Source organism: Peribacillus sp. NPDC097284, from assembly GCF_044761765.1.
Lineage (GTDB): Bacteria > Bacillota > Bacilli > Bacillales > DSM-1321 > Peribacillus.
Genome location: NZ_JBIWCZ010000017.1, coordinates 1 through 18,772, shown reverse-complemented (window position 1 = coordinate 18,772; position 18,772 = coordinate 1). Strand labels below are relative to the sequence as shown.

The following is an 18,772-nucleotide window of genomic DNA, read 5'->3' as shown; positions in this document are numbered from 1 at the left end:
GTATACCGTCCATTTTAGTTGTCAAATTCATTCATAGTATTCTGACGAGGTATTTACTGGAATAAATTTACACCGAGGATATAACAAAAGCGATGACCATAAAATTAGGTCATCGCTTTTGTTATCTCTTATTGTTCTGTAAGTATGATTGGTCCTTCTTTTGTAATCACTATCGTATGTTCATATTGGGCGGAAAGTTTGCCGTCTGTTGTTCTTGCTGTCCAGCCATCCTTGTCCACTTTCATATGCCATGTTCCGGCATTCAACATAGGTTCGATTGTGATGACCATGCCTTCTTTTAAACGAGCGCCTTTACCAGGTTTACCGTAATGTAACACGGTTGGATCTTCATGCATCGTTTTACCGATACCATGTCCTGTGAAATCACGTACGACAGAGAATTTTTCTCCTTCAGCATACGATTGGATGGCGTGCCCGATATCTCCAAGACGATTGCCTACTTGTGCAGCCTCGATCCCTTTATAAAGAGCATTTTTCGTTACATCCATCAAGCGTTGTGCTTCCTCGGAAACTTCACCCACACTATAGGTCCAAGCTGAATCAGCTAATCCTCCGTTAAGCCTTACAACCATGTCGATCGTTACGATATCTCCCTCGTTCAATGGCTTCTTCTGTGGGAAACCGTGACAGATTACATCATTAACAGATGCGCACGTCGCGTATTTATAACCTTGGTAGCCTTTTTGTTCCGGTGTTGCACCATGATCAGCCAAGAACTTTTCAACGAATTCTTCAATTTCCCAAGTCGTTACGCCCGGCTTGATCATTTTTGCGATTTCTCTATGCGTCTCAGCAAGAAGCTTGCCCGCTTCATGCATCAAATGTATTTCTCGTTCACTTTTCAATGTAATCATTTAAAATCCTCTTTCATCTTAAATTATCTTTTCTAGTTGAGACTCCTTATTTATCATATGCCTTCCTTTATATAAAAAGCAACCAAAACACCGGTAAAAAACAATGGTTTACTCATTTCATGAACATATATTTTCATCCGGTAAATATAAATCGTTCGTGCCCTTCAATTTAAAAAATGATGGAAGGCGAATAGATTCTGATACGTTACTTTCTACGACTAGACTCATTCTATATACTGTGGATGTTTAAAAGAATACTAAAATAGTTATTACTCATTCTTTTTGGTAGAATAAGAGAAGATAAAGTGATAATAGGGAGAAAACATGAGAAGATTACGTAAAAAATCAAAGGTCATTCTGATAATATCGATGATGCTTTTTTTATTTCTGTTTATAAAACAAGTGTTGCAGACACCTTTTTCAGTAAAACTATCAACACCGCTTAATAAGATGAACTCGTTTGCAATCGTTGAAAAATATAGCACCCAAATTCAATCTGAATTGAAGAAATATGGCCTTGAGGATCAAACGCTAACATTGATTGCCGTGATGCAACAAGAAAGTCGAGGAAAAGGAGGAGATCCCATGCAAGCATCCGAATCCGCCGGTCTAGCTCCCAATACAATAACCGACCCTAATGAAAGCATCGAATATGGCGTGAAACATTTCCAGAGAATCATGGAATATGGGAACGAAAAAGCCGTTGACTTCTCAACCATCATCCAATCTTATAATATGGGGATTGGATATATTGATTACGTTGCAAATTCCGGCGGCAAACATACTGAGGAGCTAGCAAAACAGTTCTCTGCCCTGCAAGTTGAAAAGAACCCTGAACTCTACGACTGTGGTGGCAATGAGGAAAATTTCCGTTATCCATATTGTTACGGGGACTTTTCTTATAGTGATAAAGTAGAAAAGATTCTTGATACACTTACAAAAAGCACCCCTGCCATTGCCATTGAAGAGAAATCAGATGAAGCATTTTAGCTGCGACATCTGGTTTCTTTTTATTTTAACTGTATAATTCCATATGATTTTTCTTATTGAAGTCCATGCATATTTCCCTCGGCCTCTTCCCACGTTACTGTATACCCTTGCCCTTTGGAACAGAAAATGGAGGATGAGGTGTAATCAGGATCAGCATTTTTATTATATTCGGTCCGTTCGATGACCTCTTTGGGATTATGACACAAGTCATATCCAGCGAAGGTCAAGTTTATGTTCCCTTTCCCTTGGGTGAAAGAAGCCAGTTGGCTACTATAGTCCATAAATGTGGCAACTGGTACGAGACCCGTTAAAATCGCTTTGTCACCTTCCGTTTTTGGAGAATCGAAACTCCCATGTGCCTGTTGAATATCAGAAAGTACACGGCCCATCTGGTCCAGGTCTACTCTGATCTTAAATAGGTAAACAGGTTCAAGCAAGATATTTTCCGCCTTTTCCAATCCCTGCCTTAATGCCCGGTATGTAGCCTCTCTAAAGTCCCCACCTGATGTATGTTTATTGTGAGCTCGTCCAGTAAGTAGTGTTACATGTATATCCGTAAGGGGAGAACCTGTAAGTATGCCATGATGTTCCCGTTCAAAGAGATGATGGCGGATTAAGTTCTGTATTCCCACAGTAAGGTCATCAGCATGACATCTATTATCAAACGTAATCCCACTATTTCTTTCTCCCGGCTCTAATTGAAGATGAACTTCCGCATAATGTCCTAAAGGCTCAAAATGTCCATATCCAATAGCGTCTGTACCGATTGTTTCTTTATAGAGGATTTCAGGCTTTTCAAAAGTGATATTTAATAGGAATCGGTCCTTGACCAACTGCACCAATACTTCTAGCTGTATGGTCCCCATGACATGAACGTGTATTTCTTGAGAGCGTTCTTCCCATGACACATCCAATGAGGGGTCTTCAACATCCATAATTTTAAAATACTGTAATGCTTCTTTGATATTCACAGTAGGTTCAAATGTAACTTTTGACTTTAATGTCGGTATCATGTCAAAAACGGAACTTTCTTTAATCAGTCCTAGACCATCCCCAACTGATGCCAAGGATAAACCGGTGACTGCAAAGAGTTCCCCTGCCGCAACCTGATTTACGTTTTTAAATGTACTACCATTATAGATGCGAATGGATGTGATTTTTTCGAAGACGGAGTCTTCTGGTTTTCCATATTCGATTTCATCTCGTACTCTTAATGTTCCACTTAATGCTTTGATAAATGTTATTCTCGTTCCGTTACCATCATGACGAATCTTATACACACGCCCAGCAAATGGTCCTTGGCTGCGATAATCCGTGGCCGTTAACTGGTCAACCTTTTTCATAAAACTCTCTACTCCGACACCATGCAGTGCTGACCCACATGCAAGTGGGAATACTTTATTATCATGAAACAAATCTTTCATCGTCTTAAACCACAAATCCTGGTTATAACCTTGATCCATATAATGATCCAGTAAGAGTTCATTACGTTCAGCGACAAATTCCACAAGCTCCTCTTTCATCACTCCATCTGTGAAAGAGTCTGTGATATTACAGACGTCCTGGGTTAAATTCAACTGTATATCTTTCATTACAGCATCCACATCTGCTCCTACACGGTCAATTTTATTGATAAAGAAAAAAGTGGGCACTTGATACTTCTGGAGAAGCCCCCAAACGGTTTCCGTATGACCTTCTATGCCTTCCACTGCACTGACGATGATGATTGCATAATCCATCACCTGAATACTCCGCTCCATCTCCGGTGAAAAGTCAACATGGCCCGGCGTATCGATGAGATTATAGTTCGAATCTCGGTAAGAAAACATGGCTTGATCTGCAAAGACCGTAATTCCTCGTTGCCGCTCGATATCATGGCTATCGAGGAATGCGTCCTGATGATCAACACGCCCCCTATGTTTAATGCTATTCGTATAAAAAAGAAGCTGTTCGGAAAATGTTGTTTTCCCAGCGTCCACATGTGCCACTATTCCAATTGTCTTATTCATTTATGTTCCTTCTTTCAAGTGCCTTCACACCAATTTCTTACCTTTAAAGATAGAGAATATCTGTGATTTTGAATTAAACAACGAGTATATATTCTAGAACTAATGATCATTTCCTTAGTGCAAGCTCGCGGAATGAACTTGATAACACCGATTCCACATACAAACCGCCCCTTTTCTGAGGTAACTCCTAATATGTCCACTAATATTCAACCTAGGACATGAATGTTTCAGTCACCCTTTCATTCTAAAGCATAAAATATGTATATGACTACACCAAGGGAGATAAAAGTTATGTATCACACATATCTAGATGCCTTAGCCTTCTACGGGATTGAAAGTGCTCATCCAGGCGGTTTCGATTTGACATCAAACATCATGATGAATGAGAGAATTGATGCGAATACCACAATACTCGACGCAGGATGCGGGATAGGGCAAACATCACATTTCTTGGCAGAAACCTTTAAATGCCACATTTATGCGGTGGATAATCATCCACAGATGGTTAAAAAGGCAGCACAGCGATTTCAACAAGCCAATCTGCCTATTCGAGTGTATATGAGTTCCTTAGAAGAATTACCGTTTCCCAACGATTCATTTGACTATATTGTGGCTGAGTCCACCACAGGTTTTACGGAAATCAACAAGTCCATTGCAGAATATTATAGGGTATTAAAACCTGGCGGAATTTTGCTTTCAATTGATATGACTGCGGAAATTGCATTGCATGCCAATTTGAAAGTTGAATTGATGAATTTCTATAAACTTAAAAATATTCCGACTGAATTGGAATGGGTACGTGCCTTTAAAGAACAAGGGTTCAAACATACGGAAATCCTTCATTCCAGTACAGTTTTAGAAGAGTTAAAAAGATACTCTGCTGCCAACCAACGCTCGAGCGATTCTCCGGTTTTCAAAGGAACCTTAAATGATATCATCAAAGAGCATTATCGCCTTATGCTTACTCATGGAAATAGTCTTGGTTACCGTGCGTTTAGGGTGAGCAAGGGATAGCAGTCTTACTTTCCAATGGTTTCTGTCTCCTTAGAAGGATTCTCCAATAAATTGCCGTATCATCTAATAATCTAGCGAAATGGCTGTAGTTTTATGTGAAGCTGTTATAAAAGAAAATCTTCTCGAATGAAATGATCCCCCTAATAATAGATCATTTACAATTTTTATTAAGGGGATTCTATTGTTTAGAGTGATTATACTTATTGTTAGTACCTTAATATTTAATTGTACCTTTCCGCTTTGGAATACAAAGATAGAAAAAAACCTGTGGCCATTGCCTTACAGGTTTTTAAAGAATCTTTTTCTATTACCAAAGGAATGCAAGGAAGATTAATGAGGTGATTGCTCCAAAAGCGAACCCAGAAGCCGCTCCCCAACCGAATCCCCCATAATATCCACCATAGCCAAATCCACCAAGGTTACCTCCATTATTAAATGGGCGAATATAGACTTTGTTGGGTGTTACCCTATGAATAATGCCCCTATGGATTGTTCCTCTATTTGTACGGATTTCTACCGGTCTCCCAATTCCTTGGCTGCACTTATGAAAATAGTTTTGATTGTTATATCCCACTTTAATAAACACTTCCCTTATATTCGATTCTACATGGTATGCAGAAGGGGACTAGCTTGCATAGATAAACACCCACTATGAAAAGCAATTATCATATCCACTTTAACTTCCGTGACATACTATGAATCAATTACATGGAAAAAGGAGACAACAGGAATGAAACACTCTTACCAAGATGCCTTGGTCTTTTATGAATTGGAAGGGGCTCATCCAGGCGGTTTTGAACTAACCAAAAGTATTCTAAAAAATGAAGACATTCATAAAAATGATAAGATCCTCGAGGCTGGATGTGGACTTGGCCAGACTTCACAATATCTAGCCGAAACTTATGGTTGTCAGGTTTATGCAATGGATAATCATCCGGAAATGGTAAATAAGACAACGAAAAGATTACAACAAGTTCAATTACCGGTGAATGTATTTATGGGCTCCATTGAAAAAATGCCCTTCCCCAAATATTTTTTTGATTTTATCATAGCTGAATCATCTACATCATTCACTACCATTCAAAAATCCATTCGGGAATACTACCGTGTCCTTAAACCTGGAGGCACGTTAATCTCTATAGATATGACAGCGGAATGTATTTTGCCTGGTGAACATAAAGAGGAAATCATGAATTTTTATCAGCTTAAAACCCTCTTGACACAATCTGAATGGATAAGTGCTTTTGAAAAAGAAGGATTTTCACACCTGGAAATTCTAAAATCCAATACGGTTATAGAAGAATTAGAGAATGCTCAAGCGGAACATGTCAAGCCTCTGCCTTCTAATGAAGCCTACAGCCGAATACTGGAAGAACATTATCGTCTAACCCTCACTTATGGAAATAGTTTAGGCTACCGTGTATTTAGGATGAACAAATAGCATGGATATACCAACTTAAACTAAGAGGAGCGTTTCTCGGTTAGAAGAAACGCTCCCTTAGTTTTATACAGTGACTATATAAATCCCCACTCCTAGAGCTAAGACAATCCCTAGGACGGCATATATCCAAGTTAGCCTGGTTAAATTGCCTCTAACAGCGCCTGAATAATTTTCATCGCTTTTTCCACCCAAAGCCATGGTACCAAATAAGGCAGCAATCATGATGATAAAGACCAATATCATGGAAAATTTCATGTTAATCCCCCCGCTCATGCACCTTCATTTTGAGATACATTACGTTCTCTCTGTAACTCCTAATAATATAAGTATACGGAATATTGAGAAAAAATGAAACAGGCAAAGTCTACTAAAAAAGGCATCTTGGTGTCCTTATGATTTACAGGATTTCATCGCAACTAATAAAAGGCCAACCGATGTCGGTTAGCCAAATAATTGCCTATATAGTTTACCTTATCGAAGTTTGACATGGGTATTGATATATCAACTTTAAGGTGTTATTGGACCCCCAAATCCACCAGATAAGCCTTAGAATTATCGCTATCCTCGTTAAGATCAATTAATACATTCGTAAAACCTGCTGTTCCAACTACTTTTGCTTCGTAATCAACACTTAATACGATTAAGTCATCGTAAAAAAAATTAATATGGGCAAAGTTGACACTATCCGCTTTTAGATTAAGCTCTTTTGCTATATCCATAAAATCTATTTTAAATACTTTTTCGTATTTCTCATTTCCTTTTTTATAATTTTCTATAGTCTGTATCCTTTGTATCCCATCTTTAAAGCTTTCTTTCGTTCCATTTAAATAGACAAACTTCCCATCATCACTAAGAAGAACATCTTTTTCATGAATCCTAAAAACAGTATGTTCCTTTTTATTCCATATCGTTTCGGAATGCAGGATGTTAAAGAATTCCCCTGATGGATCAGTCTTAACGAATAAATCTTCAAAGTTTTTCAATTCTTCAGAATCAACGACGTTTTGAAGTTCATCTGGTACCAGTTTACTGGCGGTTACCGTTGAAAAATCACTTTTTACGAAAAGAAAAATTGACCCACTTTCTTTTTTATTTAATTGTTGTATTTCAATTGCCATTGATTCCTTACTTAATCCCCTTATATTAAAACTGAGCCGATCGGTCTCCGTCAAACTATATCGATTTAAAATGCCAGGCAAATTGAGTGTTTTCTCACCTTCCATGGTCTTAATTCGTAATCTATTCTTTTTTTCCAATTCAACTAAAGGGAGATTATATTCATGCAGTGGTTTTACTGGTAGAAAAACCTCCTGCTTTATATTTTTATTTTGTAATGAGTTCAATGTTGATGAAACATCCTCTAAACCTAACAAGGGCTTGTAAAAGTCACGGAATACCTTACCATACGAAAAGTATTGAATGGGGGAGAACTCTTCAGACCCTTTTCTTATGGCATTTACGCTAACGCCGTCTTCCATAAAAAGAGGATTACCATAATTCGGAGCGAAAAAATTGATCATAAATCGAGAAAGTGACTCATTATCCGTTTCAGGGAATCCCTTTATATAAAGCAAGTCCTTCACTTCCTCTTGTTTTTTTGTTGTTGAAAGATCCGGTCCACATCCAATGAGAAAAATAATGATTAAAAGTACGATTCCGTTAAAGAAACACTTTTTCATAGATTTTAGCTCCTAATTATTTGTCTGTATTAACTTGTCTTATGAGTTCAATGAATTCTTCATCTTTAATTTCATTACCATGACCTGGATTCTTTATTGTGCTAACACCCTCTACCTCATATTGCGGTCTTTCATCAATCAATGATTCAAGATTGTTTGCATTTTGACTTTCCAATGAGACTACATCGTCGCTATCTTTTTTAACTTCCATAGACCCACCCTCATAATATACCGTTTCCATTCGATAACCGGCAGAAGCTATTATATTCATCTTTTCAAGTTTAGTATATACTTCAGGATTTGCAGATTTGAGATTTTGTAAGTCCTCTTTCATTTCTTCCTTAGATAGATCGGTATAGACATTGCTATGGAGAATTCCATTATCCTCCCTTTTATTTTCTGGATTGAAATCCAAAAAATCTGTAAATTGCCGTGGGTCTTGCCCTATTTTTTCAGCAACATAAGGTAAACTGTTTCCCGTTTTAGCTAGTTTGTTTTTGTCATAAGGTGTGCCGATAGTAGTAATGCTCTGTACATAGTCTGGATAATCCATTGCAAATTGCATAGACCTTCTGCCTCCATAACTATGACCAAACAAATTAAGTTTTGTGGTTTTGTTTATAAGCCCCATTTCTGAGAGCAATCTAGTTAAATCATCACTGGTTTCCTGTCTATGTTCATTTGACTGTTCTGTATCATAAACTAAATGAATACGTCCTTCAGGATATTTAAAGGCATCTTCCTTTTGTAAGGATTGAAAATCGTCTAGTGCAAGCACTTCCTTTTCGCCATATTCATTCATTTTCACAACATAATATTCTTTCTTTCCGTTACGTTTCACATGAACGATTACGTCACCCTCAACAGAAGCCTTTTTAGCACTTTCCAAAAACTCGTTCCCGTTTGATTCGATTCCATGAATATAAACTGATACTTCTTCAAAGTCCCCCATAGGTCCTTTAATATTTTTCATGGAATTATAAATGATTGAAATATCATTTAATCCCTGTCGCATCGGCGAACGATAATAGCGGACAGCATTTTCGAAATCTAATTCAATTTCAGATATTTCACTTTTGAGCATATTATAATAAAGTGAAATTTCCTGACATTGAGAGATAATATTCGTAAGTTTTAATAGTTCTTCTTCAATCTGATCGCCTTTTAACTGAAGTTTTTTGTTCTCCGACTTCAACCTTAACTCGTCTAAATCACTTATGTATTGGTCCACTTCAGCTTTCAAATCAGAGAAGTCAAACATAATCATAGTACCAGCCAATTCCGTTATACTGCCTGAATCAATAAAACCCCAAATCTTTGCATATGCATTTCTTACAAGTTTGGAATTTGCTAATAATACCGTAGCATTTGCGCGGCTAGTGTGTAAATTGATCAAACTCGTTACTTCTGGCTCTTTATACATAGGTTCTTTATCCTTTCCTGGTTATTCACACTTCCCTAGGTTATGAGCAATGAGATTATCTACTCGTTCAAGCTCTTTAATAATTCCATCCGCGTCAGTGCTAAGTTCTTCGACACTTTTTAAAAACGTGGATAAAAGGAAAGTAATTTGCACCTTTCCTTCCTCCCACACATCGGCAACATCCCCCCAAGGAAACTCCGTATGAAAAAGTACATCATTCAATAATTTTTCAAAGTCTTTTAACAACTCGTTTAAGCTATCTAAGTTAGAAGAAAATTCTTTTTTTGCTGTTTTTAATGTGTAGGCATTTAGTTTAATTTCGTTACTCATATTTTCATAAGAAAACTCGTATTGCTGCACTGCACGGTTGTTCTGAGGTACAGTCTCTACTGAACCTGATTCATCCGTACTCAAAATCATTGATACAAAGTTCATAACAGTATCAGCAAAATACAGTAAACCAACGCTAGCTTTGTTAAAAAATTCGATATGATTACTCAATTTTGTCTTAAGCGCTGTAACAGCTTCACCGCTATGATTCTCAAGTTCCTTACTAAAAAAAACGATGGGTTTATAAACGGCTAATATCGTATCTTCTAATTTTCGGACGCTTCCAGAAACCATATCAGGCAAGTCTTTATTAAATTTAAATACCCCCACTTATTTGGCCTCCTTCAATTTTCGAATCGCCTCCCTTTGTTTCCGCCTCTTTAAGTAATTGATCAACTTTTACTTCCATTTCATCCACATACCCATAATGATACAAAACGTCTATATCATCCTTGTTAAAAAGAATGAATTTTTCTTTCGAATGGATATAACCATTTGGATATTCAATAGCTGTATAATCTTTAACCACATTATGATTTTCAGAAAACACCAGACGACCGATGATTAACAAACGCCTTGAATCACCTTGGACTCCAACTACACTCCCTATTGGTAAAAACTCCTTAGAAAAGAACAATTCCATCTCTCCTTCGCATCCTCTTGCCATTGAACACCCTAAATATATTTGTTTTTTTTAATTACCCATCCTCTCTATTTTAAAACCATTTTTTTCCTATTCTATTCTAGATTTCCGACCCTCCATTTAGCTAAATCCGGAAGGCTCCATTATCTTTAGAAATACATTTCACCAACATGGTAAGTTGCAATAAAAAAAGGCATGATTTCATATGAAATCTGCCCTTTTAGGAAACCACGTAATATATTAGTAGTGTTTTTTCAATCTGCCTATTTAGCTTGTATCGCAAGGACTGTTTCTAAGATGACATTCACACCTTTTTCACAATCTTCCCAAGATGTCAGCTCGTTTTCGCAGTGGCTTTTTCCGTTGACACTTGGAACGAAAACCATCGCGGTAGGGATATAGCTTGCGATGAATTGTGCATCATGCCCAGCTCCACTTACCATTCTTTTGTAGGAATACCCCAATGAATTAGTAGATTGCTCTAATAAATCGCAAAGTGACTCATCAAACCAAACCGTGTCGCGTCCCCATAGCTTTGTGGCAATGACTTCACACCCATCATTTGAGCCTGACTGTATTAGCCCTTTTATAATTTCTTCTACACGCTCAATAACCTGTTGATCCTTATGTCTCGCTTCTAATGTAAAAACTACTTTATTCGGAATGACTGTATGAATATTAGGATGCACATTTACCCGCCCTATGGTAAAAACTAAATCTTCATCAAGAAGATTTAACTTTTGAATGGCTTCTGTGACAAGACTATTTGTCGTAAAGAAGGCATCTTTTCTCATATTCATAGGAGTGGTTCCAGCATGGTCTGATTCGCCAGTCACTTCTATTTCGTAGCAGACCATTCCAAGAACACATTCCACTACACCAATCTTCAAAGCTTCTCTTTCAAGGATAGGTCCTTGCTCAATATGTAATTCTAAAAAGGCTGTGGCCTCTTTTAGGCGGGACTCAATATCTCCTGCATACCCAATCGAGTTCAGGGCATCTTCGAAAGTAATTCCATCACTATCGGTTTTTTGTATCATCGTAGTTTTTTCAAATTTCCCCGAAAGGACCCCGGAGGCCATCATCGAAGGCTCGAATCTTGCTCCTTCTTCATTTGTAAAATTGACGATCGTGATTGGAACATTTGGTTTGATATCATTATCTACTAAGGTACGAACCACTTCCAACCCAGCAGCCACCCCTAGGATTCCATCAAAGCGCCCACCTTTTTTCACGGTATCCATATGTGAACCCATGACGATTGGCGGTTTATTCTCCAAACCTTCTAATGTAGCGTAAATATTACCCATATCATCAACTTTAATCGACATTCCTAATTCTTCACAACAAGAGCAAAAGTAATCTCTGACTAAACGGTCTTCTTCAGTCAACGAAAGGCGGGTGACTCCATTATTTTCAGTACGTCCGAAATCTGCAAATTTTTCAAGTGAGTCACTTAACCTCTTACCATTTATCAGTAGTTTTTGCTTTTTCATAGAGCACTACTCCCTTCGAATACTTACTAAAAAACATGATGACTTTCTATAAAACTTAATTTTCGGATTATTCTTTTTATTATACTTGCATAGACTGTTACATTCATTAGACAAAAAGTTAATTCTTTGGACCGTTTTTTATACCTTTTATCTATTTTCAATTACTACTATCTAAAACAACAAAAAACACTACCAACAATTGTTTTTTACTAAGGGATATGAAATGTTGTTGTATTTTTAAAAGTTAACTATAATGGAAAAGCTAAAGGAAGGAGTGATTTAATGCGAACAAATGAAGTAGCAAAAAAAGTGAAAGTTCACCCTAACACTGTAAGGCTTTATGAGGATTGGGGGTTTATTTCTTCAGTTCCCAGAGAAGCAAATACATACAGGAGATATTCAAACATCCATCTAATTCAAATGCAAATCGCTCGCTATGCTTTTCGACAAGAATTCATTCAAAATAACCTGCGCAAACAAGCTACCCGAATTGTCCGATTAAGTGGTAGTGAGCTGTTTAGCGAGGCATTAATAGAAGCAAATAAATATCTGCAATTTTTAGAAGCGGAGTATTCTTATACTTGTCGTGCTGTCCAAATAGTTGAAAAGATTTTAACGAAGGTAGTAGTTCATACTGAGACATACACTCATAGAGAAGTAGCAAATAATCTGCAATTAACGGAAGAGACCCTTAGGAATTGGGAAAGAAATGGCTTATTTACGGTAAAACGAAATTCCCAAAACCGACGTCAATATTCAGAGCGTGATATTCAGAAACTATTAATTATTCGTACGCTTCGTACTGCTCATTTTTCCATTGCAGCCATACATCATTTAATAGAAGGTATTGAAGAAGTGCAAACCGCACGGGATATTCAATCCCTTTTAAATTCACCAAAGTTTGCTGATGAATTTTTACATGTTACAGATGAACTTGAGATAAATTTAAAAAATGCGATGAAAGACGTAAAGTCAATCATCGCATTATTAGAGGACTTATAATAAAGGAGACGGATTTACTTCGTCTTTTAAAATGGTTAGTTCATGCATTGCTCTTGTCGTTGAAATATAGAGTAACCCACGATCGAATTCATTCCGATAATTCGTGCCATTTACGAATGGCACTATTACCGAGTCAAATTCAAGTCCATTTGCATATTGGATTGTTGTTAAAATAATCCCCTTTTCAAATTTTTCTGTATGAGCATCTACTAGGTGAATCGGCAAATGGTTTACATGTTCTTTTAACAAAACAAGTTCTGATTCCGTTTTACAAATGATGGCTGTAGATTTGAAATCATTTTTAATAGATCCAAGCAATCTCAAAATCATTTCATTCAATGTTTTATAGGGGATTTCTTTTGGTTCCTCTCCGTGACGAGCGATTGGATGAATTGTCGAATTCCGCATGAATTTTTTCGCATACATTGCGATTTCATAAGATGACCTGTAACTAGTCGTTAGTTCAACATATTCTAGGTTTGAAAAAATTTGCTCAAAACCTTCTTTTGAAATTGTTTCGTATGGTAGAAGTGCCTGACTAAAATCACCAATAATCGTACGTTTACACTCAAATACTTTTTCGAGTAGTGCATATTGAATGGGTGTATAATCTTGCATCTCGTCTAGGACAAAATGCTGTATCATATCAAATGTCTTTATACCCTCAAAGTAAAGCTGACAATAAAGATAGGGATATACATCGGTAAATTCAAAGTGCCGCTTTTTGAAATAGAATGTTTCTTCACTGAATTCCGACATAAATGCTTTATAAATATCGATTGCGGAGTTAATAAGTAGCCGTTTTTTTAATCGTTTTACGATTTCGTTTTTACTGGGTAGTTTTAGTTCACCTTGGCGCTTCGTCTTGAGAACATTCATTACATCATCAGCTATCATCTCTAAGCGAATAAGTACGGGTTCTTTTGCATATTTGCTGAAACGATTCTGCAAATATTCTGTTGTGAATTCATAATCAGCAACCGAAAGGGTACCATTTTTAAATAAGGTTGAGTTCAATCTTTGTAAAAAAGCATTTAACTGTTCTACAAAAGCATAAGTTGATTTGATCGAAGCTCTTATTGCATAGTCACTTTTGGGATCTGCTAAAATATCTTTTACCTCTTGTTCAAACGATACGTAAGTTAAGTGGTTAGGAAGTAACTGTTCCGTTAACTCATCTATAGTAAAGGAACGGATTGGCTGCTCGCCAAGTTCCGGAAGGACTGAAGATATATAATCACCGAAAACTTTGTTAGGGGATAGTATAAAAATTCGATTTGCTTGTAGGGTATCTCGAAATTTGTATAAAAGGTACGCAATACGATGCAGAGCAACTGCCGTTTTCCCCGATCCCGCGACACCTTGTATGATGACATTATAGGCAGAATCATTACGGACAATTTTATTTTGTTCCCGTTGAATTGAGGTCACGATCGTTTTCATTTTATCATTCGCATGCTCACTTAAAGTCTTTTGTAACACAGCATCTTGAATTGTTAATGAGCTTTTAACCATATACTCAATTTTGGAATTTTCGATTTTGAATTGCCTTTTCGAAACAATTTCACCGTCAAAATGATTTTCTTTTGCCTCATAATAAGCTTTTCCTATTTCAAATTCATAGTACATATTACAAACTGGAGCACGCCAATCATAGATGAGATTATTACTGGCTTCATCACTAAATCCAAAACGGCCTATATAAAATGATTCCACTTCATCTGGTTCATCGCCTTCATAAACAAAATTAAATCGACCAAAGTATGGGGAATCGATTAGTTTCTCTAGTTGCTCTCGTTGCTCTCGTTCGGTAACTTGAGCAAAACCCCGTCGGTCAATCATATTTAACGTTTGGCTATAATCATATATCTCAAATTTATCGATTTCACTTTTGTAATCAATCATATATTTTTGTAACTCTTTATAGGAGTGGTCTTGTTTTGTAATATCTTTTGAAACTTGTTCATAAGCTTCCTTTAGCTTTTCTATAGTATGTTCGAAATATGTTAATTCTCGTGAGTCCATCATCATCGTCCTCCTTTTTACCAGTAATCACTAGTTTAACGATTCAAACTTCGCTGGTGTGTATATGGAGGGTTTAAAAAGTTTATGAAAAATCTTACAAATAATATATTTCCTATTTTGGATGTGGCAGATAACTAGTAAGGTTTTTCAAAAATAAAGAGATCCCTTCTATTCGATTTCTAGTAGAAAGGATCTCTTTATATGAAAGTAGGATTTTGATTTTTTTGATGCAGGTCTGTGCTAATATCCTTATTGTCCTCTGATGTTCCTTAAACTTGTTTCACTTTTCCCAATAGCCCGATTGATAAATATTGCTTATTTTCATCGAAATCCCATAACCAATGGCGCAAGGAAAAATCTTGCCGATCCACTTTACTCATATAATGCTGGATGGCAATTAATGCGGCCCCGTACCCGACATTGGAAGCTAATGAAAAAATGGCGTTAATTCCTTGATTGGTAGTCTCAATGTATTCTGGTTCCATCTTCAAGATATCGGACCAGGTTATGTAGAACCCATTTCCAGTACAACACTTGAAGGCTACATCCTGCAAATTAAGCACAATCTGATCTCTTACATCCAAAAATCCATCTTTCATTCTTACTAAATCAAATTGTTCATAGTGGTGTTTATTCTTTTCAAGAGTATCTAACGCCCAATTATAAAATAATTGAGTATAAATGGCCGATGTTGCGAATATGTCAAATTGGCCAATATAATCATTGAATTCATTATGAACGATTTCTGATAACTTATCCTTCATATTCAATACGTATTGAATGATGTCTTCAGTCTTTTCACCATGCTCCAACATGGAAGTCAGTGTTTGTTCGAAATTTATTTTATCCAATCCGGTCACATCCATTGCAACTAACTGAATTTTATTGCGAGTACTTTCTGAAAAGTTCTTGATTCCATTTACCATGCTTTCTTTATCTATATCGAATAAATAAATCGAATTACATTTTGTTGATAGATGATTTAAATCCAGATCATCACAATTGCCCGCTCCAATAATCCCTATTTTATCTACAAAAGCTTGTTTGGAAAAAACGGTATCAAATAATTCTGTTACCCGTTCACGATGTTTTCCCCATTTAATCCTTCTATATTCGTCACGATTATGATTCAAATCCCTTTGGAAGGCTTCCAAGACTTAACACTCCTTTATGTACAACTGATTAAACTATTGTATCAAAAGACTGCTCTAATGTAGAGATTCTCAGCAACAAGGAAATAGTATTTTTCCAAGAGATAAATCAGTAAATTTGGATATCTTTTTGTATATCTCAAACATTAGAATATAATGGAAATAAGAGAATGGATAATAGGGGGGCATATCGTGAGTAACACAAAAAAGATTTTATTGATTTTACTTGTAATTTTTCTATTTATATTAGCAGGAGTAGTCATCCTGATGTATTCCTTCACACAAGGTATGAAGGGTGATCCTGATGAAGAAAAGAAAGTCCGGGTGCAAGCGGAACAATATCTAGTGGAAAATTTTAAAGAAAAAACGTATGTATACGACGTGTTATACGATAACATGGGTAACTTTGATGAGTTTGAATACGCCGCTAAAGTTAGAGAGGAAAAGTATGGTACAGAATTTCTTGTGTATTCTAACGTGCATACTGGAAAAATGGAGGATTCCTTTATTTCTAATAAATGGAGAGATGATTCAGAAAAAGAAATAAAGCCCTATTTCGAAGAAAAAATTGGGGATGTAAAGTCATCAGTCGAAATGAAAGAAATTACTGATAGTAACAATTATGAAGAAATCCAGGCTAAAATAGGGGATTCTAGTGAATTAGTTGTCCTTTTTGATAGGGAGATTGGAAGAGAATTAGACATTGACCCGAATCATCCAAAAAGTTATAAAGAGTATGATGTTGCACCATCTATCCTTCTTACAATTCACCGTAAAAAACAAGATTCAGATGAAAATGATTTTAACAGTATTATTCAATCCATTAAAACCGACCGCGCTCTTGTTCGAGGTGAACTCATCGTGAATTACGTCAGCACTGATGGAGTGGCATTAGAAGATGACGAATGGCGAAAAACGTTTTAATTAATCTATCTATGGAATGCTAATATGGGTCCTGTTCAAAATTTCAGGGGGCTGTCCTATAAGTACCTAAAATAACATGAAAAAAAATCCCCTTGATACATGAGTCCCAAGACGATTTTAAACAAGTATAAATTTATTTAAGAGCTTTCCTTTAATTCTTTATCTGCTTAAATGCTGGGACTTTAGAATCCGCACTTTGTAGTTTTTTTCCTGTTTGCGGATTCCTCCCCATTCATGCTGCACGGTTACGCACTTCAAATGTACCAATCCAACTAACTGGACTTTCTCCTCTTTCGCAGGTAGTAGAAATCTGTTCAAGTATTCTTCTACCATCTTTTTAGCATCATCTATTGTTGGTTCTGCTGGTGTCGCTACAGTATTTACTAGATCAGTTTTGTTCAATTGTAACAATCCTCTTATTAGACACTTATAACAAAAAATACAACCATTTCATAACAACTATACGCCCGTCAGTTATGGAATAGTACAATAACATGCATTATGTAAACTGAAGTGAAAAATTATAGTTGAACATTTTAACCTTAATGGGACATATTTGGTTCTTTTGATTCTACATTCTTAAATACATCTTTAAATACATCTTCTTTTATCTCAATTTCTTTATTCAAATTGTTTAATACCTCTTGTACCGGTTTTGCGTCTTTTTCCATAAGTGTTTGTTTAATTTGGTCTTCCACTTCACTTAATGGTTTCTCCTTTCTATCTGTTACCTTAATTATGTGATAACCAAATAGTGTCTTGACTGGCTCACTCACTTCACCTTTTTTTAACTTCATAGCCGCAGCAAGAAAAGTCGGATCCAATTCCTGGCTTCGACCGGAAAGATAACCCAAATCTCCGCCTTGTGATGCAGACACCTTGTCTGTCGATTGTTTTTTTGCTAATTCAGTAAAGTCATTTCCTTTTTTGAGTTCTTCATCTACTATTTTAGCATCTGACTCATTTTTCACGAGAATATGGCTAGTTCTCACCTTTGTATATTGATCTTTATTTTGTTCATAGTAATCTTTTATTTGTTTATCCGAGACTTTTAACCCTTCTGTTGTTGCTTTTAAGAAATAAAGTGATTGTTCGATATAATCCTTTAGTTCATTTTCATTATTAAATCCTTGTTTTTGTAGAAATATTGTAAATTCATCTTTATCACCGACTTGTTCTTTAATCTCTGTTAATCGATGATTCACTTCATTATCAGATACCTCATATTTACCTTTCAATATTTGCATATAAACCAATTCCTGAACCAATTCCTTTCCCCGTTCGGTATTTACCACTTCCTTATATAAATCATCTTTGGAGATATTTCCACTTTTCGTTTTAATAAGTATATCGTTATCATTGACAGAGGTTAAAGACGAACAGGCACCAAGTAAACATAACAATGATAAAATAGATAAAATTGTGATTTTATTCCTCAATTATCTTCACTCCTACTTTTGATAACTTTCCAAAGTCATTGTCGCTGACTGATCAGACTTGAGTTTACCCATCAAATAAAAAGCTTAATAAGCTTTAAAATGCCTCCGATATTTTACTGGGTATTGTAAAAACGTAACTATATAGGGCAAAGTTCAAGCAGCAAATAAATGCCAATTTGGTTTCTCAATTCTAAACTTTCTTAAATGAGACGGGACAGTTCTCCAACTGTCCCATCCATTCTATTGGTTTTTTCCTATGAATCTCATAAATGCGAAAATCTATAATTAAGTTTGATAGAGAAGTGTCCCAATCAAAATAAGTAAACAGCCA

General features: G+C 36.2%; 18 protein-coding genes. 5 read left to right on the top strand and 13 right to left on the bottom strand.

Translation table 11 applies throughout. From position 1 onward, the window contains the following. Positions 1-128 precede the first annotated feature (128 nt). On the bottom strand, positions 129-875 hold the full coding sequence (gene map / locus ACIQXU_RS19155) for a type I methionyl aminopeptidase (RefSeq protein ID WP_402872909.1): 747 nt from the start codon (positions 873-875) through the stop codon (positions 129-131). A gap of 324 nt (positions 876-1,199) precedes the next feature. Between map and ACIQXU_RS19150 the strand changes: the two genes are divergently transcribed. Then, positions 1,200-1,865: a lysozyme family protein gene (locus ACIQXU_RS19150; RefSeq protein ID WP_402872907.1), complete on the top strand. Its 666-nt coding sequence runs from the start codon at positions 1,200-1,202 to the stop codon at positions 1,863-1,865. A 53-nt stretch (positions 1,866-1,918) separates the two neighbouring features. On the opposite strand, the gene ACIQXU_RS19145 is transcribed toward ACIQXU_RS19150, so the two are convergent. Continuing rightward, positions 1,919-3,874 carry a GTP-binding protein gene (locus ACIQXU_RS19145; protein ID WP_402959555.1) on the bottom strand — a complete coding sequence of 652 codons (1,956 nt, stop codon included), beginning with the start codon at positions 3,872-3,874 and terminating at the stop codon, positions 1,919-1,921. A 291-nt stretch (positions 3,875-4,165) separates the two neighbouring features. Between ACIQXU_RS19145 and ACIQXU_RS19140 the strand changes: the two genes are divergently transcribed. Further along, entirely contained in the window at positions 4,166-4,888 is a 723-nt protein-coding gene (locus ACIQXU_RS19140) for a class I SAM-dependent methyltransferase (RefSeq protein WP_402872902.1), read from the top strand. Between the two features lie 307 nt (positions 4,889-5,195). Here the strand turns inward: ACIQXU_RS19140 and ACIQXU_RS19135 are convergent, their stop codons facing one another. After that, on the bottom strand, positions 5,196-5,462 hold the full coding sequence (locus ACIQXU_RS19135; RefSeq protein WP_402872900.1) for a hypothetical protein: 267 nt from the start codon (positions 5,460-5,462) through the stop codon (positions 5,196-5,198). Positions 5,463-5,618: 156 nt separating this feature from the next. On the opposite strand from ACIQXU_RS19135, the gene ACIQXU_RS19130 reads away from it, so the two are divergent. Then, positions 5,619-6,329: a class I SAM-dependent methyltransferase gene (locus tag ACIQXU_RS19130; RefSeq protein ID WP_402991695.1), complete on the top strand. Its 711-nt coding sequence runs from the start codon at positions 5,619-5,621 to the stop codon at positions 6,327-6,329. 63 nt (positions 6,330-6,392) lie between these two features. Here the strand turns inward: ACIQXU_RS19130 and ACIQXU_RS19125 are convergent, their stop codons facing one another. The 6 genes from ACIQXU_RS19125 to ACIQXU_RS19100 form a co-directional block, all read right to left on the bottom strand. Further along, a complete protein-coding gene (locus tag ACIQXU_RS19125) occupies positions 6,393-6,584 on the bottom strand; it encodes a hypothetical protein (protein WP_402872894.1) in 192 nt (63 codons plus the stop codon). Positions 6,585-6,844: 260 nt separating this feature from the next. Then, positions 6,845-7,903 (bottom strand): hypothetical protein, encoded by a 1,059-nt coding sequence (locus ACIQXU_RS19120; protein ID WP_402991692.1) that lies wholly within the window; start codon positions 7,901-7,903, stop codon positions 6,845-6,847. A gap of 121 nt (positions 7,904-8,024) precedes the next feature. Then, complete coding sequence (locus ACIQXU_RS19115) at positions 8,025-9,431, bottom strand: alpha/beta fold hydrolase (protein ID WP_402959545.1); 1,407 nt, start codon at positions 9,429-9,431, stop codon at positions 8,025-8,027. A gap of 21 nt (positions 9,432-9,452) precedes the next feature. After that, positions 9,453-10,091, bottom strand: a complete 639-nt coding sequence (locus ACIQXU_RS19110; protein ID WP_402959542.1) for a hypothetical protein — start codon at positions 10,089-10,091, stop codon at positions 9,453-9,455. Continuing rightward, on the bottom strand, positions 10,078-10,404 hold the full coding sequence (locus ACIQXU_RS19105; protein WP_402991689.1) for a DUF4176 domain-containing protein: 327 nt from the start codon (positions 10,402-10,404) through the stop codon (positions 10,078-10,080). The genes ACIQXU_RS19110 and ACIQXU_RS19105 overlap by 14 nt, the downstream gene beginning before the upstream one ends. A 263-nt stretch (positions 10,405-10,667) precedes the next feature. After that, positions 10,668-11,900, bottom strand: coding sequence for a Zn-dependent hydrolase (locus ACIQXU_RS19100; RefSeq protein WP_402991686.1), 1,233 nt, complete (start codon positions 11,898-11,900; stop codon positions 10,668-10,670). A 282-nt stretch (positions 11,901-12,182) separates the two neighbouring features. On the opposite strand from ACIQXU_RS19100, the gene ACIQXU_RS19095 reads away from it, so the two are divergent. Continuing rightward, positions 12,183-12,902, top strand: a complete 720-nt coding sequence (locus ACIQXU_RS19095; protein WP_402872873.1) for a MerR family transcriptional regulator — start codon at positions 12,183-12,185, stop codon at positions 12,900-12,902. On the opposite strand, the gene ACIQXU_RS19090 is transcribed toward ACIQXU_RS19095, so the two are convergent. Both ACIQXU_RS19090 and ACIQXU_RS19085 read right to left on the bottom strand, forming a co-directional pair. Further along, the gene (locus ACIQXU_RS19090) at positions 12,897-14,927 is read right to left on the bottom strand and encodes a HelD family protein (protein WP_402991683.1); all 2,031 of its coding nucleotides are present in this window, start codon (positions 14,925-14,927) and stop codon (positions 12,897-12,899) included. The genes ACIQXU_RS19095 and ACIQXU_RS19090 overlap by 6 nt on opposite strands. Before the next feature lie 269 nt (positions 14,928-15,196). Next, complete coding sequence (locus ACIQXU_RS19085) at positions 15,197-16,081, bottom strand: hypothetical protein (protein WP_402991681.1); 885 nt, start codon at positions 16,079-16,081, stop codon at positions 15,197-15,199. A gap of 189 nt (positions 16,082-16,270) precedes the next feature. On the opposite strand from ACIQXU_RS19085, the gene ACIQXU_RS19080 reads away from it, so the two are divergent. Further along, a complete protein-coding gene (locus ACIQXU_RS19080; protein ID WP_402991678.1) occupies positions 16,271-17,002 on the top strand; it encodes a hypothetical protein in 732 nt (243 codons plus the stop codon). A gap of 159 nt (positions 17,003-17,161) precedes the next feature. Here ACIQXU_RS19080 and ACIQXU_RS19075 read toward each other — a convergent pair whose 3' ends face one another. Together ACIQXU_RS19075 and ACIQXU_RS19070 are read right to left on the bottom strand one after the other, a co-directional pair. Next, positions 17,162-17,404 (bottom strand): HU family DNA-binding protein, encoded by a 243-nt coding sequence (locus ACIQXU_RS19075; RefSeq protein ID WP_402991675.1) that lies wholly within the window; start codon positions 17,402-17,404, stop codon positions 17,162-17,164. 140 nt (positions 17,405-17,544) lie between these two features. Further along, positions 17,545-18,441: a peptidylprolyl isomerase gene (locus ACIQXU_RS19070; protein ID WP_402991672.1), complete on the bottom strand. Its 897-nt coding sequence runs from the start codon at positions 18,439-18,441 to the stop codon at positions 17,545-17,547. Between the last annotated feature and the right edge of the window lie 331 nt (positions 18,442-18,772).